The organism is Vibrio sp. LQ2, assembly GCF_023920125.1.
Taxonomy (GTDB): Bacteria; Pseudomonadota; Gammaproteobacteria; order Enterobacterales; family Vibrionaceae; genus Vibrio; species Vibrio fluvialis.
Map to the genome: position 1 here is coordinate 533,164 of NZ_CP085308.1, position 26,914 is coordinate 560,077.

At 50.6% G+C, this 26,914-nt stretch carries 25 protein-coding genes; 14 read left to right on the plus strand and 11 right to left on the minus strand.

All coding sequences use genetic code 11. The annotated features are described in order from the left end of the window. Positions 1-2: 2 nt before the first annotated feature. Entirely contained in the window at positions 3-431 is a 429-nt protein-coding gene (locus tag LGV68_RS02610; RefSeq protein WP_032082004.1) for a PACE efflux transporter, read from the plus strand. Between the two features lie 34 nt (positions 432-465). On the opposite strand, the gene LGV68_RS02615 is transcribed toward LGV68_RS02610, so the two are convergent. Beyond that, positions 466-699, minus strand: coding sequence for a TIGR02647 family protein (locus tag LGV68_RS02615; protein WP_020330257.1), 234 nt, complete (start codon positions 697-699; stop codon positions 466-468). Positions 700-1,109: 410 nt separating this feature from the next. Here LGV68_RS02615 and focA point away from each other — a divergent pair, with 410 nt between their 5' ends. Beyond that, positions 1,110-1,952 carry a formate transporter FocA gene (focA, locus tag LGV68_RS02620; protein ID WP_020330258.1) on the plus strand — a complete coding sequence of 281 codons (843 nt, stop codon included), beginning with the start codon at positions 1,110-1,112 and terminating at the stop codon, positions 1,950-1,952. 212 nt (positions 1,953-2,164) lie between these two features. Here focA and LGV68_RS02625 read toward each other — a convergent pair whose 3' ends face one another. Then, positions 2,165-2,965 carry an ABC transporter permease gene (locus tag LGV68_RS02625; RefSeq protein ID WP_020428679.1) on the minus strand — a complete coding sequence of 267 codons (801 nt, stop codon included), beginning with the start codon at positions 2,963-2,965 and terminating at the stop codon, positions 2,165-2,167. Between the two features lie 420 nt (positions 2,966-3,385). On the opposite strand from LGV68_RS02625, the gene torE reads away from it, so the two are divergent. Genes torE through torA form a run of 3 tightly spaced genes read left to right on the plus strand, consistent with a single transcriptional unit; the run spans position 3,386 to position 7,283 of the window. Beyond that, the gene (torE, locus tag LGV68_RS02630; RefSeq protein ID WP_222764424.1) at positions 3,386-3,562 is read left to right on the plus strand and encodes a trimethylamine N-oxide reductase system protein TorE; all 177 of its coding nucleotides are present in this window, start codon (positions 3,386-3,388) and stop codon (positions 3,560-3,562) included. Between the two features lie 49 nt (positions 3,563-3,611). Further along, complete coding sequence (gene torC / locus LGV68_RS02635; RefSeq protein WP_252536179.1) at positions 3,612-4,796, plus strand: pentaheme c-type cytochrome TorC; 1,185 nt, start codon at positions 3,612-3,614, stop codon at positions 4,794-4,796. Positions 4,797-4,820: 24 nt separating this feature from the next. Beyond that, positions 4,821-7,283, plus strand: a complete 2,463-nt coding sequence (gene torA, locus LGV68_RS02640) for a trimethylamine-N-oxide reductase TorA (protein WP_075988465.1) — start codon at positions 4,821-4,823, stop codon at positions 7,281-7,283. A 14-nt stretch (positions 7,284-7,297) separates the two neighbouring features. Here torA and LGV68_RS02645 read toward each other — a convergent pair whose 3' ends face one another. Then, the gene (locus tag LGV68_RS02645) at positions 7,298-7,972 is read right to left on the minus strand and encodes a transporter substrate-binding domain-containing protein (RefSeq protein WP_233927390.1); all 675 of its coding nucleotides are present in this window, start codon (positions 7,970-7,972) and stop codon (positions 7,298-7,300) included. A 303-nt stretch (positions 7,973-8,275) separates the two neighbouring features. Between LGV68_RS02645 and LGV68_RS02650 the strand changes: the two genes are divergently transcribed. Beyond that, complete coding sequence (locus LGV68_RS02650) at positions 8,276-10,015, plus strand: alpha-galactosidase (RefSeq protein WP_252536180.1); 1,740 nt, start codon at positions 8,276-8,278, stop codon at positions 10,013-10,015. A 26-nt stretch (positions 10,016-10,041) separates the two neighbouring features. On the opposite strand, the gene LGV68_RS02655 is transcribed toward LGV68_RS02650, so the two are convergent. Further along, positions 10,042-11,241, minus strand: coding sequence for a putative manganese transporter (locus LGV68_RS02655; protein WP_158151853.1), 1,200 nt, complete (start codon positions 11,239-11,241; stop codon positions 10,042-10,044). A 183-nt stretch (positions 11,242-11,424) separates the two neighbouring features. Between LGV68_RS02655 and LGV68_RS02660 the strand changes: the two genes are divergently transcribed. Then, positions 11,425-12,330 carry a manganese-dependent inorganic pyrophosphatase gene (locus LGV68_RS02660; RefSeq protein WP_020428669.1) on the plus strand — a complete coding sequence of 302 codons (906 nt, stop codon included), beginning with the start codon at positions 11,425-11,427 and terminating at the stop codon, positions 12,328-12,330. 88 nt (positions 12,331-12,418) lie between these two features. Next, positions 12,419-12,808 carry a DUF2750 domain-containing protein gene (locus LGV68_RS02665; protein ID WP_020330270.1) on the plus strand — a complete coding sequence of 130 codons (390 nt, stop codon included), beginning with the start codon at positions 12,419-12,421 and terminating at the stop codon, positions 12,806-12,808. Here LGV68_RS02665 and LGV68_RS02670 read toward each other — a convergent pair whose 3' ends face one another. From LGV68_RS02670 to pspF, 7 genes are all read right to left on the minus strand, one after another. Further along, complete coding sequence (locus tag LGV68_RS02670; RefSeq protein WP_032079960.1) at positions 12,809-13,576, minus strand: DUF2927 domain-containing protein; 768 nt, start codon at positions 13,574-13,576, stop codon at positions 12,809-12,811. Then, complete coding sequence (locus tag LGV68_RS02675) at positions 13,576-14,364, minus strand: ATP-binding cassette domain-containing protein (RefSeq protein ID WP_020330272.1); 789 nt, start codon at positions 14,362-14,364, stop codon at positions 13,576-13,578. The genes LGV68_RS02670 and LGV68_RS02675 overlap by 1 nt, the downstream gene beginning before the upstream one ends. After that, positions 14,364-15,356 (minus strand): oligopeptide/dipeptide ABC transporter ATP-binding protein, encoded by a 993-nt coding sequence (locus LGV68_RS02680; RefSeq protein WP_020330273.1) that lies wholly within the window; start codon positions 15,354-15,356, stop codon positions 14,364-14,366. Before LGV68_RS02680 ends, LGV68_RS02675 begins: the two co-directional genes overlap by 1 nt. After that, entirely contained in the window at positions 15,356-16,243 is an 888-nt protein-coding gene (locus LGV68_RS02685; RefSeq protein WP_020428661.1) for an ABC transporter permease subunit, read from the minus strand. The genes LGV68_RS02680 and LGV68_RS02685 overlap by 1 nt, the downstream gene beginning before the upstream one ends. Then, positions 16,230-17,192: an ABC transporter permease subunit gene (locus tag LGV68_RS02690; protein WP_020330276.1), complete on the minus strand. Its 963-nt coding sequence runs from the start codon at positions 17,190-17,192 to the stop codon at positions 16,230-16,232. Before LGV68_RS02690 ends, LGV68_RS02685 begins: the two co-directional genes overlap by 14 nt. After that, positions 17,192-18,814: an ABC transporter substrate-binding protein SapA gene (sapA, locus tag LGV68_RS02695; protein WP_252536182.1), complete on the minus strand. Its 1,623-nt coding sequence runs from the start codon at positions 18,812-18,814 to the stop codon at positions 17,192-17,194. Before sapA ends, LGV68_RS02690 begins: the two co-directional genes overlap by 1 nt. Positions 18,815-18,949: 135 nt before the next feature. Beyond that, the gene (gene pspF / locus LGV68_RS02700; RefSeq protein WP_222762130.1) at positions 18,950-19,948 is read right to left on the minus strand and encodes a phage shock protein operon transcriptional activator; all 999 of its coding nucleotides are present in this window, start codon (positions 19,946-19,948) and stop codon (positions 18,950-18,952) included. Between the two features lie 255 nt (positions 19,949-20,203). Between pspF and pspA the strand changes: the two genes are divergently transcribed. The 6 genes from pspA (at position 20,204) to LGV68_RS02730 (ending at position 26,860) form a co-directional block, all read left to right on the plus strand. Further along, the gene (gene pspA / locus LGV68_RS02705) at positions 20,204-20,869 is read left to right on the plus strand and encodes a phage shock protein PspA (protein WP_024373996.1); all 666 of its coding nucleotides are present in this window, start codon (positions 20,204-20,206) and stop codon (positions 20,867-20,869) included. 32 nt (positions 20,870-20,901) lie between these two features. Next, positions 20,902-21,135 (plus strand): envelope stress response membrane protein PspB, encoded by a 234-nt coding sequence (gene pspB / locus LGV68_RS02710; protein WP_020330281.1) that lies wholly within the window; start codon positions 20,902-20,904, stop codon positions 21,133-21,135. Further along, complete coding sequence (gene pspC, locus LGV68_RS02715) at positions 21,128-21,517, plus strand: envelope stress response membrane protein PspC (RefSeq protein ID WP_020330282.1); 390 nt, start codon at positions 21,128-21,130, stop codon at positions 21,515-21,517. The genes pspB and pspC overlap by 8 nt, the downstream gene beginning before the upstream one ends. A 127-nt stretch (positions 21,518-21,644) precedes the next feature. Next, positions 21,645-22,685 (plus strand): efflux RND transporter periplasmic adaptor subunit, encoded by a 1,041-nt coding sequence (locus tag LGV68_RS02720; RefSeq protein WP_061056425.1) that lies wholly within the window; start codon positions 21,645-21,647, stop codon positions 22,683-22,685. Between the two features lies 1 nt (position 22,686). Beyond that, positions 22,687-23,763, plus strand: coding sequence for an efflux RND transporter periplasmic adaptor subunit (locus LGV68_RS02725; protein WP_289781583.1), 1,077 nt, complete (start codon positions 22,687-22,689; stop codon positions 23,761-23,763). Then, a complete protein-coding gene (locus LGV68_RS02730; protein ID WP_222737434.1) occupies positions 23,756-26,860 on the plus strand; it encodes an efflux RND transporter permease subunit in 3,105 nt (1,034 codons plus the stop codon). Before LGV68_RS02725 ends, LGV68_RS02730 begins: the two co-directional genes overlap by 8 nt. Positions 26,861-26,914: the final 54 nt, after the last annotated feature.

The following is a 26,914-nucleotide window of genomic DNA, read 5'->3' on the forward strand; positions in this document are numbered from 1 at the left end:
TAATGTCGAACAAAGAACGTTTATTTCATGCGGTAAGTTTTGAGCTGATTGCCTTGCTATTTGTGGTGCCGCTTGGCGCGTTACTGTCAGGTAAAAGCAGCGGTAGCTTGGCATTAATTGGTGTTGGCTTGAGCTTATTCACTGTGGTGTGGAATTATGTCTACAACGTAGGGTTTGATCGCCTGTTTGGGGCCGATCGCAGTCAGCGTGGGGCAAAAATCCGAGTGTTACATGCGGTGGGTTTTGAAGGGAGCCTGGTGTTTGTCACCGTGCCTGTGATCGCATGGTTCTTACAAGTCTCGTGGGCTACCGCGCTACTGCTGGAAGCCGGATTTCTGACTTTTTTCTTCTTCTATACGATTGCGTTCAACTGGTGTTACGACAAACTTCAGCCTTATCAGCGCTGGGTGGTTGCCACCAAAATGCAGTAGAAACAAAAAGAGCGCCGATTGGCGCTCTTGTCAGTTATGCGCTCAGCACGCGTAACAGTCGGTCGGCCTGCTCGGCCATCTCAATCCCTTCATTGGTCAGATAACCACCATCGGGCAGGGTGCACAGTCCTTTATCATATAAACGCTGAACGGCACCTTGTGCCGCTTCAGAGGCATCGGTGTGAACTTTGATTCCCGTCGCGGCACTGCCGATATCGAACTGGAGAAGCAGATTCAGTTCGTCGAGATGCTGTTGAGAAAATTTCATCGTAAGCCCTTATTAATGGTTGATTTAGGTTCACAATAGGCGGGCAAATTCAATCATGCAATCCCATAGAAACAGAAGTGTTATATCGAACTGTTATGATGATTTTTTCAGCAGATTAATAGAGGATTTCGAAATAAAAATATTCAAACTTATGAATATTATTCATAACAAAATCCAAACGACGACATTGTTTTCGGGCTGTAATGAATTATCTTTAATATCAATGCTATAAACCGTGTCGCTCTTTTGCTGATTTGTAAATAATACGAAATCAGATGTTTATCAATTTGACCGTCTCATGTCACGATAAAAACAAATTTGGTAAACATAAGAAATAGCCCTTGAATTAACGGGGAAATAGAGCGATTATCCGCCACTCTTTGTATTTGTATCGAAATGTAACAACGACTATGGACCTCAACCAATTCGACTCACTGCTGCCGCCGCAAATGGCAGAACGCGCCGCAGACACTGGTGTCAGCAAAGCCACTAAGCCGGCTTACAAATCTTTTCTTCTTGCTATCTCGGCTGGCATTCATATCGGTATCGCCTTTGTCTTTTACACCGTCGTCACGACCGGTGCACACGATATGCCTTACGGTGTGACCAAACTGCTTGGCGGTCTTGCCTTCAGTCTGGGCCTAATTCTGGTGGTTATCACAGGTGGTGAACTGTTTACCAGCACGGTGCTGACGCTGGTGGCTAAAGCCAGTGGTAAGATCTCCTGGATGCAGTTGGTCAAAAACTGGATAGTAGTCTATTTCGGTAATATGGCGGGATCCATTCTGTTGGTGATCATCATGCTGTCGACCAAGCAGTATATGGAAGACGGTGGTCAGCTTGGTCTGAATGCGATGGCGATTTCTCAGCATAAGTTGCATCACACCTTTATTCAGGCGTTTTCTCTTGGCCTGATGTGTAACATTCTGGTGTGTCTGGCGGTGTGGATGACGTTCAGCGCCCGCTCTCTGACCGACAAAGTCATGGTGATGATTCTGCCGGTAGCGATGTTTGTTTCTTCAGGTTTTGAGCACTGCATTGCCAACATGTTCCAGGTGCCGATGGCGATTGGTATCAAATACTTCGCTCCGGAATCGTTCTGGCAAATGACAGGTGCTGATATCGCGCATTACGCGGATCTGAACTTTATGACCTTCTTCGTGAACAACCTGATTCCGGTGACGCTGGGCAACATCGTTGGCGGCGGGGTATTTGTCGGTATGTGGTACTGGCTGATTTACCTGAAAGACTGATGCGATAATCGCGTGTTAACTGCAATTTTCACTGAAAACGCCACTTTGTGGCGTTTTTTGTTTTTCACGGTTATCCACATTTTCTGTGGATAACTTGTTTCAAAGGGAGTGAGTAACCTTAAATGAATGATTTTTGTTGCAAAAAGCGCACAAACATCGTGCGACAACTGCACTGGATTGGCGCGTGCCGTGGCCTCCATGCCAACAAGGCTTTATTCACTGTTTTCGTCAGTAAAACGGACTTTTACCCGTCCTTCTTTGCTCAAGGCCACGCGTAGCGTGAGATGAACCGATAAAGTCAGAGAAATATTCATCATCACGAAAATGGCGATCATGATCAGCAATTGATACTTAATAGCAATGAGAGGTGAAGTGCCGCCTAAAATTTGACCAGTCATCATTCCGGGGAGGGTGACCAAACCCGTTGCCGCCATCGACGCCAGCAGTGGCGCACTGGCTTTACGCAGTGCACTGCGTACAAAACCGCGCGAAGCATATATAGGCGATGCGCCCAGTGACAGGGCTCCTTCATATTCGCTACGTCGCTCTTTATACGCCGTAAACAGGTTCTGCAAGGCGACGATGTTGCCACTCAGACTGTTGCCCAGTAGCATCCCCGCAAGGGGAATCATATATTGCGCGCTGTACCATGGCGTGGGCTGCACAACTGCCACACACAGCAGGATAATGAGAGGAAACAACCCGACGGCTAAACCCGCAATAATCGGCCCGATGAGCAGTTTAACGGGCAGCTTGGCTTTCGACACAATCGAGCTTGCGCCGACGCCAATCATTACCATCAGCCACGCTAAGTTGACCCACAGATTGTTATGGGCAAACAGATATTCCAGATAGACCCCGACCAGAAGCAGTTGTAGCGCCATTCTGGCAACTGACCACAACATCTCTTTACCGATATCCAGTTGGTGGTAGGCGTTCACAGCCAGCGGGATGGCCAGCAACATGCTGAATAGCCCTAATTGCCACCACGAAATATCGACGACACTGCTCATATTTTTCTCCTCAATTTTTTCTGTTTAATTTAGCAGGAAATGGTCCGGTTTATCAGTGATGTTTTTGAAACATAACGGCAAAGAGTTGCTAACAAATGGCTCGATATTTCGAGTGAGAAGAGAATTATTCAAATTACTTTTAGCCATTTAAATATGTGGAAAGTTAATTTTTATGATCGATTTTTACATATTGGAAATAATATTATTTTTTCATAACTGTTCATATTCTTTAACACGATTTTTTAATTGAACACATCTCCGTTCTAACTCAAAAAAGCATTGAATAACAAGGGGTGAAAGCAGTAATTCGATTGAACCTTACTAATTTTATGGTTTAGCATTTTGCCTAATTAATAACGAACGAGTGGAAAGAAACAATTTCACTTGGTCAAAATACCTTCAATTTAAATAGGCAAATGTATGAGTGATGTTAATAAAGTTGAGGGCGTCGAAAAACGCTCTCTGGAGTGGAAGTCATTCCTCTTCATCACTGTAGTTCTGTTTCCGATTTTAAGTGTCGCGTTTGTCGGCGGATATGGATTCATCGTTTGGATGCTTCAGATGTTCGTCTTTGGACCACCAGGTGCGCACGGCTAATGGTCGTTCACCCTCTCCTCTGCTCAACGACATTTTAAGAGAACGAAACATGAAATCTTTGATAGTGAAAATGTGGCGTACCATGACGCGACCAGCAGTACACATCAGTTTGGGTGTACTGACCATGGGTGGTTTTATTGCCGGGGTGATTTTCTGGGGTGGTTTCAACACCGCGCTGGAAGCCACCAACACCGAGGAGTTTTGTATTAGCTGCCATACCATGCGTGACAACGTGTATGTTGAGCTGCAAGAGACCGTGCACTGGAAGAACCATTCCGGCGTACGCGCCACTTGTCCGGATTGTCACGTACCACACGACTGGACCTCTAAAATCGCCCGTAAGATGCAGGCTTCTAAAGAGGTGTTCGCTCAAGTCTTTGGCGATCTGGGCACGTCCGAGAAATTCGAAGAGCGTCGCATTGAGTTAGCCAAGCACGAATGGGACCGCTTCTCCGCCAACAAATCCCTCGAATGTAAAAACTGTCACAACTACGACTCGATGGACTTTGAGCAGATGTCACCAACGGCTCGCATTCAGATGAAGCAAGCGGCGGAGCGGGATCAAAGCTGTATCGATTGTCACAAAGGTATCGCGCACAACCTGCCGAAAAATATGGACAGCTCCGGAGGCTTGATTGGTGAACTGGAAGGCATGGCATCGAATACCGATTATGCCGACGGCGAAACGCTGGTCAGTGTGCGTCATCTGCCACTGTATGAAGATGTGCAAGCCCAAGTTGAAGCGGGTCTGCTCAACCCGGCATCGGAAGTGAAGGTGTTGGCTGAGCAAGGCGACATGATGCAGGTCGAAATCTCTGGCTGGCGTAAAGCGAAAGGCTTTGGCCGCGTGATTCAGGAAGATTTCGGTATGAACATCGCTGTCGGTTCACTGCTGAAAGACGCCGCGCTGTCGGATCAAATTGTGACGGTAGGCGAGAAGAAAGTCGACGACCTGACAGGTCTGCCTTGGGAACAAGTGACGGCCAAAGTGTGGATGAAGAAAGAAGCCATGCTCAACGATGCGCAGCCGGTGTGGGAAAAAGCGCGTGAAGCTTACAAAACCAACTGTTCGGTATGTCACACCCAACCTGATGAAGCGCACTTCGATGCCAACACTTGGCCGGGCATGTTCGACGGTATGCTGGCATTCGTTAACTTCGATACCGACAGTGAAGCCCTGGTACTGAAGTATCTGCAAAAACACTCTTCAGATTTTGCTGAAGGCCACCATTAATCTGCGTTTTACGGAGTAAACACGATGGCGATTACACGAAGAAGTTTTCTAAAAGGTGTGGCAACTACCAGTGCGGCGTCGATTATTGGCCCAAGCTTGCTGACACCAATCACGGCTCAGGCAGCCGAAACCACCGGTACCTGGAAAGTGTCGGGTTCACACTGGGGCGCGTTTCGCGCCCAGATCTACGGGGGCAAGGTTCAGGCAATTAAACCGCTGGAGACCGACAAACATCCGACCGATATGCTCAACGGCATTAAAGGCATTATTTACAGCCCGTCTCGTGTACGTTACCCCATGGTGCGTCTTGACTGGCTGAAAAAACATAAATACAGCGCTGAAACGCGTGGCAATAACCGTTTCATCCGTGTCACTTGGGATGAAGCGATTGACTTGTTCTACCGCGAGTTGGAACGCGTACAGAAGCAATATGGGCCGTGGGCACTGCACGCGGGTCAAACCGGTTGGAACCAAACCGGCGCGTTCCACAACTGTACGGCGATGATGCAGCGCGCGGTAGGCATGCACGGCAACTACATCACCAAAGTGGGCGACTACTCGACGGGTGCCGGCCAAACCATCATGCCTTACGTGCTGGGTTCGACTGAAGTGTATGCGCAGGGTACCTCATGGACGGAGATTCTTAAGCATTCCGACAACATCATTCTGTGGGCAAACGATCCGGTGAAAAACCTGCAAGTGGGTTGGAACTGTGAGACGCACCAATCCTTTGGCTATCTCGATCAACTGAAAGAAAAAATCGCCAAGGGCGAAGTGAATGTGGTTTCTGTCGATCCGGTGAAGAACAAAACTCAGCGTTTCCTGCAGAACGATCACCTGTACATCAACCCACAGACCGATGTGGCGTTTATGTTGGCGGTCGCGCATGTGCTGTACACCGAAGATCTCTACGACAAGAAGTTCATCAGCACTTACTGTCTGGGTTTTGATGACTTCATTCAATACGTGTTGGGGAACACCAAAGACAAGATTGAACGCACGCCGGAATGGGCGGCGAAGATTTGTGGCGTGACGCCGGAGTCCATTCGCGATTTCGCCCGTATGTTGGTGAAAGGTCGCACGCAGTTGCTGTTTGGCTGGTGTATTCAGCGTCAGGAACACGGTGAACAGCCGTACTGGATGGGTGCGGTGCTGGCGGCGATGATTGGTCAGATCGGCCTGCCGGGCGGCGGTATTTCGTACGGTCACCACTATTCGGGCATCGGCGTACCTTCGACCGGTTTTGCTGGCCCGGGCGGGTTCCCGCGCAACTTGGATCAAGGCGCAAAACCGAAATGGGACAACAACGATTTCAACGGTTACAGCCGCACGATTCCGGTCGCGCGCTGGATTGATGCGATTCTCGAACCGGGTAAGAAAATCAATCACAACGGCAATACCGTGACGCTGCCTGGTTTCAAAATGATGGTGATTTCGGGCAATAACCCGTGGCATCACCATCAAGATCGCAACAAGATGAAACGCGCGTTCCAGAAACTGGAAACCGTGGTCACGATTGATTTCAACTGGACGGCGACTTGTCGCTTCTCCGACATCGTGCTGCCAGCCTGTACGCAGTGGGAGCGAAACGACATTGACTCGTATGGTTCGTATTCCGGCAAAGGTCTGATTGCGATGCACCGCTTGGTGGATCCGATGTTCCAGTCGCGTACCGACTTTGAAATCATGACCGAGCTGACACGTCGTTTCGGCCGCCATGAAGAGTTTACGCGTGGTATGGACGAAATGGAGTGGGTACGCTCGCTCTACAACGACTGTAAAAAAGCCAACGAAGGCAAGTTTGAGATGCCAGAATTCGATGAGTTCTGGGAACAAAGCGTGCTGGAATTTGGCGAAGGTAAACCGTGGGTTCGCCATGCTGATTTCCGTAAAGATCCAGAGATCAACGCGTTGGGTACGCCGTCTGGCTTTATCGAAATCACCTCTCGCAAGATTGGTCGCTACGGTTACGAACACTGTCAGGAACACCCGATGTGGTTTGAGAAAACCGAACGTTCACACGGTGGCCCGGGTTCAGACAAGTATCCGTTCTGGTTGCAATCTTGCCACCCGGATAAACGCCTGCACTCGCAGATGTGTGAATCGGAAGCGTTCCGTGCCACCTACGCGGTGCAAGGTCGTGAGCCGGTTTACATCAACCCGATGGATGCCAAAGCCAAAGGCATCAAAGAGGGCGACTTGGTGCGCGTGTTCAATGGTCGTGGTCAGCTACTGGCGGGTGCGGTGTTATCGGACAGTTACCCACGCGGTGTGATTCGCATTGAAGAGGGGGCGTGGTACGGCCCGTTATCTGAGAAAGAAGGTGCGATCTGTACTTACGGTGACCCAAATACGTTAACGCTTGACCTCGGTACGTCAGAGTTGGCGCAGGCAACTTCAGCCAACACCTGTATCGTGGACTTTGAGAAGTTCACTGGCAAGGTACCGCCTGTGACGTCATTCGGTGGGCCAATCGAAGTCGCCTAAAGATGAAAGCCAGCTCATTGAGCTGGCTTTTTTACCAATGGTAAACCGCTATCGTATTTGTGCAAGATGGCGTCATATTCACCATTGGCTTTGATCGCTTCCAACCCACGATTGAACGCCTCCAGATACACCTGCGCGTTAGGATTGTCTCTCGCGACCATCACGTAAAGCGGACTTATCGAGACGGGTGGGTGGATGTAGGTAAACTCCTCGGGAGAAATGCTGTTTTCCACCATCGTCCATCGTGCCACTCGCGCATCCTCAATAAACAGATCGACGCGACCTACAAGAACCTTGCGGATGTTGGTGATGAGATCGCTGGCCGGAACGCGCTGAAACCATTTACTGGCCATAAAGTCGTCGTCGTAGGCATAGTGCTCCACGATGCCGACTGTTTTGCCCTTCAGATCTTCAAAATTGCCGAACGGTACCGGATGGTCTTTACGCGAAATCAGACTGATCTCGGTGTACAGATAAGGATTGGAAAAGCGCAATTGGGGTTCCCGGCTGGCGGAATACCAGGCCGCGATCACTATTTGATCCCGTCCGTGCTGAATCTCTTTAAAAGCGCGCGACCACGGGCGAATGTCCATTTCCAACTGATAACCTTGGCTGGCGTATGCGCGCTGCGCAATTTCAACCGAGATGCCGGGATAGTCTGAGGTGTCGATAATGTATGGTGGCCACACGTCCTGAACCGCATGAATAACGGGGGAGGCGAGCGCGTTGCAAGTTGCGAAAATCCAGACACCGGAGAATAAGAAACGAGTAAAGAGTGACAAGACATATTCCCAATCGAAATATATGAAGCAGAGTGTAGTTCATTTGCTCTGACGGCGGCGTATTTCCCGTATCGGATTGTGATTGCAATCACCGCCTGCTTTTTAAGCAAACGAGTCAGAGCGGTCTGCAATTCGTGACTTAGCTAACTTATGGCGTAAGCTGATAATAAGATACTCAATACGTTAAACAGATAAATATTTGAGGATGACATGACCCGGTTAACACTCCGTAATCTGAGAGATGTCGAGCTCCTGCAACCACTGGATGTCGGTGTGTCCGTGCACCACGATGAGCTCCGGTTCGATTACATTGGTCTGCACAATACGCCGCTCAGTGAACACTTTCCGCTGTGTCGCACTCAACTTGATGTAGAACCGGATGCCCGAATTCTTGGCGATGGTTTTCAAATGTTGGCGCAAACGGCGGGTACGCTCAGTCAACTGAGTGACGTAGGCCGCTGCCCGGACAATAATCTCAGCTATCGAATTTACGATGCGAATGCGCCAAAGCGCTTTTATAACTATCTGGTGGTGGAAAGCTCGAATGGCTATCTGCTGTTTGGCTTTTCTTCTTGTCACCGTTTTGCCGGGTATTTTGAGCTAAGCGAGTTTGATGGAAGTTACATTGTCACCGCGTTTGTGGATGGTGAACTGAGCGAGCCTCAATCCTGGTCGTCCAACCGCCTTGAATCGTTGGTGATGCTGGAAGGTGAATCGCTGTCGAAGCTGTATCACGATTACGTCGAATACATCCATCTGCATCACGAAAACCGTCCACATTGTCAGTCAGAGGCACCCGTGGGCTGGTGTTCTTGGTATGCCTACTATGCTGACGTGAGTGAACAGAATATTCTCGATAATGTCGATGTGATGCAGGATGAGCTGGAACACCTTGAATGGGTACTGCTCGATGATGGTTATCAGGCGTTTATGGGAGATTGGCTGACCCCGTCGGCCAAGTTCAGTGCCGGAGTACAGTCCTTGGTGGCCGAAATACGTCGCCGTGGCAAGAAGCCGGCAATCTGGATGGCACCATTCATTGCCGAGCCGGGATCTCAGCTGTTTCGTGAACATCCGGAATGGTTTGTCCGTCACACGGACGGCACTCTGCTCAAAGCTGAAGATGTCACTTATGGTGGCTGGCGTTGCCCCCCTTGGTACGTTCTCGACTGTTCTAATCCGCATGTGCAGGAACATCTGACGCGTGTGGTTCGCACCATGCGTGAAGAGTGGGGAATTGAGCTGTTTAAGCTCGATGCGAACTACTGGGGAACCCTCAAGGGCAGACGCTACCAACAGGGCGTAACGGGTGTGGAAGCTTACCGAATGGGCATGCAGGCAATCGCTGAAGGGGCTCAGGACGCCTGGCTATTGGGGTGCAACGCACCGATGTGGCCATCGCTCGGATTGGTGGATGCCATGCGCGTTTCTGATGACGTGGAACGTCATCCCCATCGCTTTAATCAGATCGCACGTGAGACCTTCTATCGCAGTTGGCAGCATCGCCAGCTGTGGCAGATTGATCCCGATTGTCTGACCCTCACCTCTTTGCCGAATCAAGCGACTGACCGCAGTGCGTATGAGTTTCATCGCAATGTGATTCTTGCCAGCGGTGGCTTGCTGTTATCCGGCGACCCGCTGCCCGAACTGACGGCTTTCACCAAGAACAGTCTGCACAAACTGCTGGCTCGTCACAGGCAGACGCAGGAAGCGGCGAAAATGACGTCGTTATCGCTGAATCGTGCTTTTTTAAAACTCAACGAAGTCAATGACCTGCACTGCCTGTTTAACTATGGCGGGGATGAATGTGAATTTACATTGATTGCCGACACACCAGTGCATTGGTATGACTTCTGGAGCGGCGAGCCGCTGAGTGAAGAGCCTTCTCAAGTGTTGATGATGACTCTGCCCGGTGGATTATGCAGCCGGGCAATTGTGACCGCATGCTGAAGAAAAGGGGAGCGCGGCTCCCTTTTTTACAGCTCGAACAGCCAGTAATAGCCGTAGCCAACCACGATGGCTGGCACTGAGGTGTAGAGCGTGGCGAACAGCGCCGCTTTGGGAGCCAGTGCGATGGCAGGGAATAATGCGTCGCCGTCGTTGGATATCGCATTCGCAAGCTGAGTCGACAGCGGCACGCTGCCAGCCAGATATAAACTGGTGATCAAAATCTGTGGACCACAGCCGGGCAACATGCCAACAACAATGCCGATTGCCGGCATCCAGATGCCCCAGTGCTGCCACTCCTGGCTTACTTCCCAGCCGGTAAAATGGTGGGCCAGTTCAAACGCCAGAAAAGCCAGGATCACCCACGCACTGACAAAATTGGTGTCCTGCGCGGCTTTTTGTAGCGGGTGTGCCTGACGGGTTTTGCAATCCTCACTCACCGCATCCTGATACGTATCCAACTCGCGGGTTAGTGCCCACAACAACATGCTCACCACCGCCAACAACGCCCCGAGCCATTCGATCGTCAGCGCTGGCAGGCCAAGCTGCGCGTTAATATCTATCTGAAACGACTGAGCGAATGCCACCACAGAAGCGGGCAGCAACAACCATTTCCAGAATGTACCTTGTAAGTTCAGTGCAGTTTGTGACAGGGGGGCGTCTGGTGTTCTGGTTCTCTCTACCTGATCTTGGTTTGCCGCTGGGCGCATGAAATCATCATTGTGCAGCGCATTGACAATCAGGCCAGTGATACAGCCAGTGACGATACCTATGCCAATCACACCAAGCCCGGTCAGAGGTTTACTCGCCAATAGCAGAAACGCGGCATCCCCCATGGTTGCCGTCAGCACCGCGACCAGTGAACCAAAACCGACTTTACCGCTGACGAACTGGGTGGTGACGACAATCGCGCCACCGCACCCGGGCAATGCGCCGAGTAATGACGCAATCACTACCTGAAGGTTACGTGACTGATGAAATGCCACGACGAAGCGGTTAGTGCCGTTCACCCATCGGGAAAGATAATGGTAAATCGCCAGCGTCAGTGCGACATAGGTGGAGACGGCCCAGAAGGAGTCTGACAGCGTCTGGACGGTCAGTTCACGGGTGTTATTACTCAGCAGCAACATCATTAAGGCGACGGGCAGCAACAGGCGTTTATAACCCAAGCGCAGTGGAATCCATTGCTGGGAAGCGGAAGAGAAGTCGGGCAGTTTAATTGAAAACATCATAGCCACCATGAAAATGCGAACAATTCTCATTATATGCAAATAAGAATGATTCGCAATAGGGTGGATTGCGATGAAACTCCATCTTTTTTGATTTAGCTCCATGCACAAATCATTGAGTTGAGTAGAGTGACTGCCTTTGTGAGTGATGCCCTCAATACGGGAAAAATAATAGGAAAGACAATGATTTTAGTAGTAGGTCATAAGAACCCGGACAGTGACAGTATTTGTAGTGCCTTGGTTGCCGCTGAGTTGTTGAAAGCTCGTGGTCTGGACGCGAAAGCGATTCGCCAGGGTGACATTAACCGCGAAACCCAGCACATACTTGCCTCTGCGGGGGTGGAACAACCGGAACTGCGCACCCGTGTTGCGGGTGAAAAAGTCTGGCTGGTGGATTACACCGATCTTGCCCAGGCACCCGACGACTTAAACGAAGCTGAAATTCTGGGTATCGTCGATCACCATCGTCTGGGTGATGTGATGACCGTTAACCCACTGGAAGCATGGATTTGGCCAGTTGGTTGCACCAGTACAATTTTGTTTAACCTGTTTAAGATGGAAGACGCGACGATCAGCCAGCCAATGGCGGTACTGATGATGTCAGCGATTTTGTCAGACACTGTCGGCTTTGCATCGCCAACCTGCACCCAGAAAGACAAAGACGCCGTCGCTGAACTGGCTCCGCTGGCGGGTGTTGAGGATCTCGATGGTTTTATTCGTGCGCTGCTGATTGCCAAGACGGATATTGACGGCCTGAGCGCCGCTGAACTGGTCGAAAAAGATCTGAAAGCCTATCCTTTTAATGGCCGCGATCTGGTGGTCGGTCAGGTTGAACTGGCAACCCTGGATCAGGTTAATGGCATGATTGATGCGCTGGAAGCGGATTTGCAGCGTCGCTGTGATGAAGAGCAACTGGCGTTGGCAGCGCTGATGCTGACTGACATCACCACAGCGCAAACTCGTCTACTGTTTAAAGGCGAATGGGCTGAGAAGCTGGAAAAACACTTGGTTGACGGCGAGCTGATGATGGAAAACACCCTTAGCCGCAAGAAACAGGGTTGGCCTTGGCTGCAAGGCGAACTGGCTTAATTGTTCAATTCGGGTATCATGCCCGGGTAAATTGACGGTTTGAACGCTCGCAGCCTGTTGCTGGGAGCGTTTTTATTTGGAGACCAACATGGCCAATGCATTGAGCGCGGAACAAATCGCGACCATTAATCAGTACGATCAAGAGCAGCGTTTTACTTACTGCATCAAAGAAATCGTAGCTAATCAACAGGTGTGGATTCTCAAAGATGAACACGGCTGTGTGATGCTCAATACCGAAGATGACGACTGCGTGCCTGTATGGCCAAACCGCGAGTTTGCTGAAGCATGGGCTACAGGTGACTGGGCTGAATGCGAAGCGGAAGCGATTTCACTGAATAAATGGCGCAGCCGCTGGACCAGCGGTCTGGAGCAAGACGATCTTTCTGTTGTGGTGTTTCCAAACGACAATGAGGAAGGCGTAGTACTGTTTCCTGACGAATTTGATATGGAACTGGAAAAACAAAACGCTCGCCGCTGATTACGGCATCCAGTCATACAATTCTGATGAATGTGACATTCGGACGGCCTGCGCAAGCACGCCGTCTTTTTTGTACCGTTTTAATATCGTTTTCACGATAGGCCGTACCTGCTGCTCACTCATACCCGTTTTGAGTTCAGGCTCATAAAGCAGTTTGAGCAGAATGACATCCAGCGGTGACAGCAGATCGTCCGGTGTTTTGTCATTGAATATCGATGGGTAAGCCTTTTCAGAATCGTTGGGTAACCCCATCACCTGCGTCACTTCTTCGACCACACACGCGAGTAATTTGCCGTGACTGCGCGCCTGATCCACCGGAATAACGACAGACGCAGACACGATCTCATGAGTGCTGCTACTGATTCGATAGTTGCCGAGACACACCGCACCATAGATGTGCTTTGCAGCCGCGGCGCCCATTTCACGTCGCACATCGTTTTTCCAATCGGATTGCTGAGTGAACACCCAAATCAGATTGGCCTCTTCACGCTTGGCAACACGCGTGACGGTGTGGCCCGTCATTGCGGCCAGATGATTAAGTTGCGCTAACGCGAGCGCTTCATGAAGATCACTATCCGAGACTTTGTGCTCGATCCAGACTTTGACGGGCTTGTTCCATTTAACCAGCGGTTTTGAACCTGCTGAATATTCGTTGCGCAGCGCAACCTGCACAAAAGCCTGCTCTACAAATGCCGGGTTTTCCCAGTTATTGGCGCTTTGCGCCAGCGGGGAAAACAGCAGGGCAGTAAGAACAGGCCAGATGCGCATTATTTAAAGCACGGCGCTTTGTTGAAGTGACTTTCTACCATACGTTGCGTGATGGGATGTTGCGGCTCAGAAAGGACTTCCAGCGTATCACCAAATTCCACGACTTCACCTTCGTGCATCACCATCACTTTATCGGTAATGTGCTTGATCACGCCGATGTGCTGCGACACGTAGATGAACGAGACGCCCATCTCTTCCTGCAATTCCAGAAACAAGTTAATGATCTGCGAGCGCATCGCCATATCAAGACCATTCAACGCTTCGTCTGCAATAATAATCGACGGCTGAAGAATCAGCGCGCGCGCCAGACAGACACGTTGTTTTTGACCAGTTGCCAGCATTTGCGGATAGAAATAGGCATGCTCTGGCAACAGGCCGACACGAAGCAGAGTATCTTTAACCCGCTTCATGCGCGCTTCCGGCGTCATGTTGGTGTTTCGTTTCAGTGGGCCTTCCAGAATGCGGCCAATCTGAATTCGCGGGTTCAGCGACGTATTCGGATCCTGAAAAATCATTCGAATCAGCTTACAACGAGTCGCGTAATCTTCATGTTCAAGGCGTTCACCGTTGACGCGAATCTCGCCGCTGGTGGGCTCAACCATGCCTGCCAGCATGCGTGCCAGTGTCGATTTACCCGAGCCGTTCTGACCGATAAAACCAATGGTTTGGCCTGGTTCCAGCGTGAAGCTGACCGGTTTAACGGCGTGCTGGACCTTTCTGCGGAACAGACCGGATCGGGTAATGAAGTCTTTGGATAAGTCTCTGACTTCTAACAGTGAATCACTCATTACTGCTGCTCCATGTTCAGCGGGAAGTGGCAGGCAAACTTATGAGTTTTCACCCAGCGGGTTTGCGGAACTTCAACACATTGACGCTGTGCGTAAGGGCAACGAGGGCCTAAGCGACAGCCGATCGGCAAGTGCTGCAGCGGAGGAATCGAACCCGGCAGAGACTGCAATTTCTCTTTGTGTGGAATCCAGTCACTGAAATCCGGCATAGCACGCAGCAGAGCCACGGTATATGGGTGTTTCGGCTCGGTCATGATTTTCTGTGTATCGGCAGATTCAACCGACTGACCACAGTACATCACCGTGATGCGGTTAGCCCACTGAGTGATGGTGGTCAGGTCGTGTCCGATCAGCAGAATCGACGTGTTGTTGACCTGATTCATGCGACTCAACAGACGCAGAATTTGTGACTGAGTAATAGGGTCAAGGTCGTTGGTCGGTTCATCGGCAATCAATAGTTTTGGCTTGGCGGCAATCGCCATGGCAATCATGATTTTCTGACACTCGCCGTCGGTCAGTTCATACGGATAGCTGCCCATCACGCGGCGGTGATCTTTGATGCCGACTTTGTGAAGTAGGGCAATGGCTTGGCGTTTACGCCAGGTAAAGCGCTCCCACCAGCGGCCTTCAAATGTCCGGAACGGGATTGACTCAATCAGCTGTTTGCCTACCTCTTCCGATGGATCAAGACAGGTTGACGGTTCCTGGAAAATCATCGCAACATCGCGGGCAATGACCCGGCGACGTTCACGTGGTGTGAGTTGCAGCAGGTCTATATTACCAAGACGCATACGGTCAGCGGTAATACGCCAGTTCTCTTTGCCCACGCCAACAATGGCCTTGGCGACCAAACTCTTACCCGAGCCTGATTCACCCACCAGACCACGGATTTCGCCTTCGTTCATGGTCATGCTCATGCGGTCAACCGCTTTCACCAGACCCTGAGGCGTATCAATCTCAATCGTGAGGTGACGAATATCGAGTAACGGCATTATTCGACTCCTGCATTTAACGCCTGACGGACACCTTCGCCCACCAGGTTAATCATTACCACGGTATACATAATTGCGATACCCGGCAGTGTTACTGTCCACGGCGCCAGATAAATCAGTTCTACTGAGTCACCCAGAATAGCGCCCCATTCGGTGCTCGGTGCTTGGGCACCCAGACCGAGAAAGCCCAGAGCCGTGATATCCAGAATCGCGATGGACAGTGCCATGGTCACTTCAGATGCAATGACCGGCAGCACGTTAGGTAAAATGGAATGCCACAACAGATACGAGTCATTTGCACCGTCGAGACGTGCGGCCATCACGTAATCTTTCTCTACTTCATTATGTACGGCAATGTAGAGCGAACGGATGAATCTAGGAATTAATGCCAGGCAAATAGCCAATAAAACGTTGAATTCACCAAAGCCGAGGAAAGCGACGAATATAATCGCTAGCAGCAGTGACGGAATAGACATCACGGTATCTAACAGGTGGTTCAAAGTACTCGACAGCAAACCTCGGGTCATGCCTGCCAGAATGCCGATGCCGCAACCAATCACCGTTGCAATCACGGTAATGATGATTGCCGCGCCGAAAGTGAGGCGCGAACCATCAATCAGACGTGACAGAATGTCGCGTCCCAAATCGTCCGTACCAAGGAAGTATTCAACGGTGCCGGATGGATCCCATGATGGTGGAATCAGCAATTCGCCCGATTGCATGTGCGGATCGTGTGGAGTAATCCAGTACGAGGTTAGGGTGACCACCAGAATCAGAATCAGGCACCATAAGCCAAACATCGCCAGATTGTTCGCTTTGTAACTGCGCCAGAAGCGCTCGAACTGAGTCGGGATATGCTCTTCCTGATAAACGTTATTTGTTAGCATACCATTCCTTCCTTACCAGCGGGTTGATCATCGCGCCGATCAGATCTGAGAGAATATTGGCGGTAAGTACCAATGCGCCGACCGCAATCACACCTGCTTGAATCGAAACGTAATCCTGATTGGACAATGCGTCTAACAGCCAGCGACCAATCCCCGGCCAGTTAAATATCGACTCGGTAATAATGGCGAGCGTCAGCATGCTGGATAACTGCACCCCGAATTTAGGAATGATGGGGGGAATGGCATTGCGCAGCACGTGTTGAATCACGATCTCGTAGTAGGAGAGACCTTTGATCCGCGCGGCGCGTATGTAGTTCTGGCCCATGATGTCAGCGACCGAAGCGCGCATCAGGCGAATAACTTGTGTGGTAGGTGCGAGAGCGAGAACCAGACACGGCAGAATCATGTGCTCAATCACGCTCTGCAGCGCGTAACTACGGTAAGCGCCTTCTGCCAGAAACGCGTCAATCAGAGCAAAACCTGTCACGTGTTCCACTTGGTAAAGCAGATCGTAACGGCCGGAAACCGGCAGCATTTCGTAGTGCAGCGAGAAGACCATAATCATCATCATTGCTACCCAGAACAGCGGAGCCGAATAGCCGGACATGGAAGTGAACGAAATGATGGTATCCAGCCATTTCCCCTGCTTCATGCCTGCGACGGTGCCAATCGGAATACCCACCAACAGTGACAAAATGAACGCAATCAAACACAGCTCAAGTGTGGCTGGGAAGACGAGAACCAGTTCATGGGCAATCGGTACCCCGTTTTTGTTCACCCCGAAGTTGAATTGCATCAGCTCGGTAATGTATTCCAGCCAGCCCTGCCAGAAGTCCTGAATTGCCCAAGGAGACTGGGGATCAAGGCGCAGCAGACTGTAGCCAACCATGGTCAGGATCAGCAGGGTGATCACGAACAGGTTAAAGCGGCGGATGGTGTAATTCAGCATTATTCCGTCACCCTCTCAACGATATTGAATGGTTCAACATTAAACGGGCTGAGACGAAAACCAGTCAGCGTTTTGTTGTACGCTTTAAACTGCATACCGTGAGCCAAAGGAATCACAGGAAACTCCTGATTCAAAATGTTCTGTGCCTGTTTATACAGGTTGAGACGATAGCGCGGACGTTCCACTTCCAGCGCCAGATCAAGCAGGAAGTCAAAATCACTGTTACACCACATCGCCACGTTCAGTCCGGCGCGGTTGGAATCACACGACAATAACGGGCGCAGGAAGTTATCCGGGTCCCCGGTATCGCCTGTCCAGCCCGTCAGGAAGAGATCGATGTGCGAACGTTCGGACAGCTCGGTACGATCCAGTCGGTCTTCCGGAATCAGATGCAGAGTTACGCCAATATCAGCCAGATTGGATTGAATCAGCTCGGCCGTTTTACGCGGACTCGGGTTATAAGCGCGTGGCTCTAGTGGTACGGACATACTCAGTTCCAGCCCTGATTCAAAACCCGCATCGCGCAGCAACGCCATCGCGTAGTTACGATCGTAACGAACCTGAATGCTGTCTTTCTGATACGCCCAGGATGTTGGTGGCAGAATGTTGTAAGCAATACTCCCCGTGCCGTAGTAAACCGAATCAAGAATGTTCTGTCGGTTGATGGCAAAGTTAAGCGCTTTGCGCACACGTACATCGTTCAGTGCCGGGTGCGAGGTGTTCACTGCAATAAACGCTACGTTCATTGCTGGCTTCGCGTTGAGGATAATATTTGGCTGTTTTTCGATGATTGGAATTTGACTCGAAATAGGTGAGCTGAGCACGTCACATTCGTTTCGCAGCAATTTCGCCAGCGTGCCTGTCCCGCGTTGGGAAATATCAAACACCACCTGCTGCATCTTCGCCGGGCCATTCCAATAGGCCGGATGACGGCGCAGGCGGATTAAGTCGCGAATCTGGAATTCATCGAGATAAAACGGCCCCGTCCCGACCGGGTGAGTATCAATCAGTGACTTTTCGTCACGTGAAGCGAGCTTCTGGGCATACTCGTCCGATAAAATCACTGCGTGGGTGGTGGAGATGTTGGAGAGGAAACTGTTGTCAGCACGGCTCAGAGTGAATTTGACGGTGTCATCGTCCAATGCCTGCACATCAACCAGAAGGTTGGAGAAATCAATGCCGGCAAACCAAGGGTAACTGCCGTTGCTCACGTAGTGGTAAGGGTTTGTGGTGTCGATAATGCGGCGGAAACTGAACACCACATCCTGCGCATTCATTGCACGAGTCGGCGTAAACCATTGGGTTGTCTGGAACTGAACCCCTTTACGCAGCTTGAATATGTATTCCGTTCCGCTGCTGTTTACCGTCCATTCGGTGGCCAGATTGGCAATCGGCAGATGAGTTTCAGGATCGAGTTTGAGCAGCGTGTCGTAAATCTGTGGGCTGAGAGCCTCAGAGGTGATGCCGCTATCGACGAGCTGAGGGTTAAACGTGCTCGGGCTTCCCTGACCACAGTAAACGAATCCGCTCTGGCGAATTTTGCTATGATCGATTTTCTCTCCACAACCTGCAAGCAGGCTGAGGCCGCATAATCCCAGCGTGAGTCGTAATAAAGTTTTCATATTGAAAATGAGTGTGAGAAACGAGGCAAATTCAGCGCATTTGTGCCTCAAAATCCCGCTAATTTACCATTCTTTGAGGTTTGAAACCAAGTGAAAAGGTTGATCTAACTAGCTAAATAGCCAAGGAAGTTGCGCTCATTCCTGTTGATCGTTCAGCAACTGGTATTTTCTTACCATGCCTCGAAATTGATGATAGCTCAAACCCAGCAGCTGTGCGGCCTGGCGTTGGTTAAACTTTGCACTGTTAAGCGCATGATTCAACAATGCCTTGTCCTGGTCTTCCTGCCACTGCTTGTAATCCATCGGTAGAGAAAACTCCGTCGCTCTGATAGTGGTTGAATCAGATTTACCTGTCTGAGCGATTGAGCTTGAGCGGCCAAACGGGTTAAACACCAGTTGATCGATGGGGAACTCTTCATTGCCATGTTGATAGACCGCACGCTCAATGACGTTTTTCAGTTCACGCACGTTACCCGGCCAGGCGTAGTTGAGTAATGCACTCACCGCGTGCTCGGTAAACCCGACAAACATCGGTAACGACAGTTCACGGCACATGCGAATCGCAAAATATTCGGCCAGCAGCAAAATATCTTCGCGGCGTTCACGCAGCGGTGGCAGATGAATGACATCAAACGCTAAACGGTCGAGCAGGTCAGCACGAAACTCGCCTTGCTCTGCCAGTTGAGGTAAATCTGCATTTGTGGCACACACCAAACGCACATTGGCATTTAAAACCTGGCTTCCGCCAACACGTTCGTACTGACCATATTCAATGACCCGTAACAGCTTCTCCTGCACCGCAAGCGGAGCGGTCGCCAGCTCATCGAGAAACAGTGTGCCGCCTTCTGCACGCTCAAAACGTCCCTGATGTCGACCTTTTGAGCCGGTAAAGGATCCTGATTCATGACCAAACAGCTCAGAGTCAATCAGTCCCTCGCTGAGGGTCGAGCAGTTCAACGCCACCAACGGCTGATCCCAACGTTTGGATAAATAGTGCAATCGTTGGGCGATCAGCTCTTTACCGGTTCCGCGTTCACCAATCACCAGCACAGGCCTTTCTATCGGCGCCAGGCGCGACACCTTATCCAGTACGGCGAGAAAAGCCGGAGATTCACCGATTAAATTATGCTGCATGATGCGCTCCTCGCGTTCAGTTATCGACTTGGCGAAATTTGCCAACAGTTAGCGAAATCGTTATTAGCATAGTGAAGCTTCAATCCATTAGCAATCTAAGTGACTGAAAAATAAAGAACGAAGAATTGGCACGATTATTGGAGAACTATCGACAGATAACCACGATGAACCGCGACAGGCAATTCGGAAAGTTAGCCTTGTGTGTAAACCACTTTGCCGCGTCGCGAATCTACAGTCATTAGAAGGAGCATCACCATGGGTATTTTTTCTCGTTTTGCCGATATTGTGAATTCCAACATCAGTGCTCTGCTCGATAAGGCAGAAGACCCGGAAAAAATGATTCGTCTGATCATTCAGGAAATGGAAGACACATTGGTGGAAGTTCGCACCAATTCCGCGAAAGCCATTGCTGATAAGAAAGAGCTGGCGCGCAAGGTGGATGCCATTGACCAACAAATCGAAGATTGGCAGGTCAAGGCCACATTGGCGCTGAACAAACAACGTGAAGATCTGGCACGTGCAGCCTTGATTGAGAAACAAAAATTGCAAAACCTACTCAAAGGTTTGCATACTGAGCAGACTTTGGTGGAAGAGACCATTGATAAACTCACTGGCGAAATTGCCAAGCTGGAAAGCAAAATCACCGAAACGCGCGCTAAACAACAAGCGCTGGCGATTCGCAGTCAAGCTGCCAGCAATCGCCGTGACGTGCAACGTCATCTGCACACCAGCCGCACGGATGAAGCGATGGCTAAGTTTGAGCAATATTCACGCAAGGTGGATGAGCTTGAAGCGGAAGCGGATTTGTATGCGCAATCCGGCAAAGGGAAGTCATTAGAGCAAGAGTTTGCCGAACTGCAAGCGCAGGATGAAATTGAACAAGAGTTGGCAAAGCTCAAAGAACAGATGAAACAAGACTAATAAACACCAGTTCAAGAATTTAGGAGCGAGCTATGGCCTCATTTTTCATTGCAGGACCTTTGGTTGTCTTTTTGATATTTGTGGCGCCACTCTGGCTGCTGCTGCATTACCGCAACAAACGCAAAATGGAAAACGGTCTGTCGCAGGAAGATTTCGATGCGCTGCAGTCGCTGTCACAAAAAGCCAAAGGCCTCGAAGCACGAATTGACACACTAGAGCGTATTCTGGATGCGGAATCACCAAACTGGAGACGCAACTATGAGTAGCCGAGAATTATATCGCGATCCGGTCAACGGTAAGTTGACGGGTGTGTGTGCGGGTCTGGCGAATTACTTTGGACTGGAAGTGTGGCTGGTACGCATTCTGGTGATTACAGTGGCCCTGCTTGGTGGCTTCGCTCTGGTCATCATTGCCTACCTTGCGCTGTCACTGATGCTGGAAAAACAGCCCGAACAATATCGCGATTCGTTACGCAGCCAGCAATCTCATACGCTTAAAAGCAAGCCTTGGGAGCAGGGGCAGACGGCTCAGGCGTTGCTACAAACGCTGGACCAAGACCTGACCAACGTGGAATCCCGCGTCCGTAAAATGGAGGCGTACGTGACCTCCGAGGCGTTTAAGGTCAATCGGGAATTCAGCAAACTGTAAGCGATATTCTCACTTCTGAGCGGTATTGGATGCCGCTCTCATTTCCCTGAATTTTCTGTGTCTTTTACGTAGCGATAACTCGCTGATTCGCCTATGTTTGATCTATTAATCATCATAGGTGATGAATATGCGTAAAACGATAACTTTTTTATTGGTTTCTTCTGCCTTTCTTCATGGATGCAGCAGAGAGCTCCCCCCTGTGCCTGAGCCGGATTCCCGGCCTGCTAAATTGACCACCGTGTCAGTCGGCAACAATGAATTTTCCCGTCAATTTCCTGCTACCAGTGAAGCTGGCGATCGCGCTGTACTTGCGTTTCGTGTCCCCGGACAGCTGCAGTCAATCGACGTCAATGCCGGGCAAGCGGTTAAAAAGGGTGATGTGCTGGCGCAAATCAATCCTGACGAATATGCATTGCTAGAAAAGCAAGCCAAAGCCAACTTTTTGTTGGCGGATGTGCAGTACAAGCGATATCAGAAGCTGCGTGAGGATAAGGTGGTATCAGAGCAGGATTTCGATCAGGCGCAAGCCAACCACAATTCTGCCAAAGCAACCTGGGAACAAGCTAAAGCTAATCTCAGTTACACCCAGTTGCAGGCACCCTATGACGGCACTATCTCCATCATTCCTGCGGAAAACTTCGAGTACGTTGCGGCAAAACAGGGTGTGATGAACATTCAGACCAATCAGATTCTGAAAGTGATTTTCTTGTTGCCAGACCACTTGCTCAACCGTTTTGCGCGAGGTGATGGCAATGATGTGCAGGCAACCATGGTCTTCGATTCCTTCCCCGATATGACTTTTCCCCTCCAGTTTCAGGAAATTGATACCGAAGCTGACCCTCAAACGGGGTCCTACAAAGTGACCATGGCAATGGAACGTCCCGCCGATGTTGGCATTTTGCCGGGGATGGCGGGCACGGTCAGAGCGTCGGTCGCAAAAGGCAGTGCTTCAACCGTGCCGCTGACTGCGCTGTTTGAACAAGACGGAAAACAGTTTGTCTGGCGCGTGGATAACGAGGGCATTGTCAGTCAGGTGCCAGTGGAGCTGAACGATAAACGTCAGGTATTAAGCGGGCTCAACGATGGCGATCGTATTGTCATTTCAGGCGTGAGCAGCATTCAGGCGGGCATCAAAGTTCGTGAATGGGTCAAAGAGCGGGGGCTATAACATGAAACAGTGGCAAACCTATCTTATGACTTCGCTGGTGTTACTTGCTGGCTGTGGGCATCCTGACTCTTCGCCGCGTGACATGACTCCCAAAGTCAAAGTCACCAATCTCGGAAATAGCAGCAAGGACAGCCTTTATTTCCCTGCGGTGGCGAATGCGGCAGAGCGTTCGCATCTTAGTTTTCGGGTGAATGGCGAAATTCGTAAAATCAATGTGAAAGAAGGGGACCGAGTGAAGGCGGGCGATGTGATTGCCGAGTTGGACCCGACCGATTACCAGCTAAATGTGGATAATGCCCAAGCGCGCTATTCGGTGATTGACAGTCAGTATCGCCGCTCCAGTCCGTTGGTGGAGAAAGGCTTACTAGCCAAGTCGCAGTTTGATGAAATTGCGGCTCAGCGGCAAATTGCGATGGCAGAGCTCGAACTGGCCAAACTGCGTTTGTCGTTTACTCAACTCAAAGCACCAGTGGAAGGGATCATATCTCGCGTTAATGTCGATCAGTTCGAAAACGTTCAGGTGGGGCAGCAAGTGGTCAATATCCACAGCCTCGACAATATCGAAGTGCTGATTCAACTGCCTGATCGTTACCATGCGACTCAACCGACCACCAAAGAACTGTCAAAGATCCGAGCGCTGGTCAGAGTGCCAAGCGGTAATGAATATGAAGCTCAGGTCAAAGAGTTTACTACCGAGCCGGATCCTTCAACGGGCACGTTCACTGTCACGTTGACACTGCCGATGCCAGAAAATGAATTGATTCTGGATGGAATGGCGGTAGAAGTCACGGCAAAGCAAGGGGTTGAACATCTAAATCCGACCGGCACCGCAGTGGTTCCGGTGGAAGCCGTTTTTAATGGCGACGGAGATGAGCTGAACCGCACGCAAAAATTTGTCTGGGTTCTGAATGCAGACAACAGTGTGTCGAAGCATTTAGTACGCCTGGGTAACGCCTCTAAAACTCAGGTACAAATTGTTGAAGGGATTACGGCTGAGGATTCGGTAGTGGTGGCGGGGCTTTCCCGATTGCGTGACGGAATGACTGTGAGTGTGGTGAAGGAGATGGTCCATGAGTGAGCAAAATAACAAGCCGCAAACCGATGATGAAATTCAAGGCGTGGCCGCTTACTTTATCAGAAATCGGGTGATCAGTTGGATGGTGTCGCTGATTTTTCTGATTGGCGGCACCGCTGCATTCTTCAATCTTGGCAGACTCGAAGACCCGGCATTCACCATCAAAGATGCGATGGTGGTGACGTCCTATCCGGGGGCAACACCGCAGCAGGTCGAAGAAGAGGTAACCTATCCGTTGGAAAAAGCGATTCAACAATTAACGTATGTTGATGAGGTGAATTCGATATCCAGCCGTGGCCTGTCACAAATTACCGTGACGATGAAAAACAAATATGGCCCGAACGACCTGCCGCAAATCTGGGACGAACTGCGCCGCAAGGTCAACGATCTGAATGGCTCGTTTCCCCCCGGCGTAAATATGCCTCAGGTCATTGATGATTTTGGCGATGTGTATGGCATCTTGCTCGCCGTGACTGGGGATGGATACAGCTACAAGGAGCTGCTGGATTACGTCGATTATCTGCGCCGAGAGCTGGAACTGATTGATGGTGTCAGCAAAGTCTCAGTCTCCGGGCAGCAGCAACAACAGGTATTCATTGAAATTTCCATGAAACGCATCAGCGCGCTGGGGATTTCACCGCAGACGGTATTCAATCTGCTGTCGACGCAGAATGTAGTGTCGGATGCCGGGGCAATCCGTATTGGCAGCGAGTACATTCGTATTCATCCGACAGGCGAGTTTGACGATGTGGATAAACTGGGCGATCTGATCCTCAATGAAGGTGGTTCGAAGGGGCTGATTTACCTGCGTGATGTCGCCGAAGTGAAACGCGGTTATGTGGAAGTGCCGAGCAATATCATCAACTTCAACGGCAAACTGGCGCTCAACGTCGGGGTGTCGTTTGCCCAGGGGGTCAACGTTGTTGAAGTGGGTGAGCGCTTTGATCGCCGCTTGGCGGAACTCAAGTATCAACAACCCGTCGGCATCGACATTTCTGCCATCTATAGCCAGCCGCAAGAAGTAGATAAATCCGTCAGCGGGTTTGTGGTCAGCCTTGGTCAGGCGGTGGCTATCGTTATCATTGTGCTGTTGTTCTTTATGGGACTGCGTTCCGGACTCCTGATCGGCTTGATATTGCTGCTGACGGTGCTGGGTACCTTTATCTTTATGCAGTATTTCAAAATCGACCTTCAACGAATCTCGTTGGGGGCGTTGGTTATTGCACTCGGGATGCTGGTGGACAATGCGATAGTGGTGGTGGAAGGCATACTGATAGGCACTCAAAAAGGCCGAACGCGATTGCAGGCTGCCACCGACATTGTAACGCAGACCAAGTGGCCGCTGCTTGGTGCGACGGTGATTGCCGTTACCGCCTTTGCTCCGATTGGTTTGTCACAAGATTCGACCGGTGAGTATTGTGGCACGCTGTTTACTGTACTGCTTATCTCACTCATGCTCAGCTGGTTTACTGCGATCTCACTGACCCCATTCTTTGCTGACATCTTTTTCCGTGGTCAGAAAGTCGCGCAAAGTGACAGCGGCGAAGAAACGGATCCCTATAAGGGTATGTTGTTTGTCGTCTATAAATCATTTCTTGAGTTTTGTATGAAACGCGCCTGGATGACCATGATTGTGCTGGTGATTGGTCTGGTGGTGAGTCTCTATGGCTTTACCAAGGTAAAACAAGCGTTTTTTCCGTCATCAACCACACCGATGTTTATGGTGGATGTGTGGATGCCGGAAGGGACGGACATTCGCGCGACCAACGATAAGTTACAGGAGTTGGAGCATTGGTTGGCGAAACAGGAGGAAGCGGACACGGTTACCACAACCGCAGGTAAAGGGTTGCAGCGTTTCATGCTGACTTATTCTCCGGAAAAAAGTTATGCCGCCTACGGTGAGATCACCACGCGGGCGAAAAGCTACGACAGTTTAGCGCCGTTGATGAAGCGTTTTCGCGAGCATCTGGATGCCAGCTATCCAGAAATTAACTACAAGCTGAAACAGATTGAATTGGGCCCTGGCGGTGGCGCTAAGATTGAAGCGCGTTTGGTCGGCTCTGATCCGACGGTGTTGCGAGGTATAGCGGCGCAAGTCATGGACATCATGTACGCCGATCCTGGTGCGTACAACGTTCGTCACGACTGGCGTGAACGCACCAAAGTGCTGGAGCCGCAGTTTAACGAAAGTCAGGCCAGACGTTACGGCATTACCAAATCGGATGTGGATGAGTTTCTGGCGATGTCGTTTTCGGGCAAAACCATTGGTGTTTATCGCGATGGTACGACGCTTATGCCGATTGTCGCGCGCCTGCCGGAAGCCGAGCGCATCGATATTCGTAATATCGAAGGGATGAAGATCTGGAGCCCGGCGCTGAGTGAGTACATTCCGCTGCAACAGGTCACCTTGGGCTATGAAATGTTGTGGGAAGATCCGCTGGTGGTGCGTAAAAATCGTAAGCGCATTTTGACCGTGATGGCGGATCCGGATCTGCTGGGTGAAGAGACCGCCGCTACTTTGCAAAAACGTCTGCAACCACAGATTGAGGCGATTGCACTGCCACCGGGCTATTCGCTGGAATGGGGCGGGGAATATGAATCGTCTCACGATGCACAGGAATCGCTGTTTCAGACCATGCCGATGGGTTATCTGTTCATGTTCTTAATCACCGTTTTCCTGTTCAATTCTGTCAAAGAGCCGCTGATTGTGTGGCTGACGGTGCCGCTGGCGGTGATCGGGGTAACCACAGGGTTGCTGGCCCTCAATACGCCGTTTGGCTTTATGGCGCTGCTGGGCTTTCTCAGCTTGTCAGGAATGCTGCTGAAAAACGGCATCGTGCTGCTGGACCAGATCGAGATTGAAATGCACTCGGGCAAAGACCCGTATCTGGCGGTGGTCGATGCGTCGCTCAGTCGTGTTCGTCCGGTATGCATGGCGGCCATCACCACGATTTTGGGTATGATTCCGTTGTTGCCGGATATCTTCTTCCGCCCGATGGCCGTCACCATCATGTTTGGTCTTGGTTTTGCGACCGTATTGACACTGATCGTGGTTCCGGTGTTGTACAGATTGTTCCACCATGTCAAAGTACCTGCTTGATGAAAGGTAATCCAAACGGCCTCTTCGGAGGCCGTTTTTGTCAGTGGCAGAAGG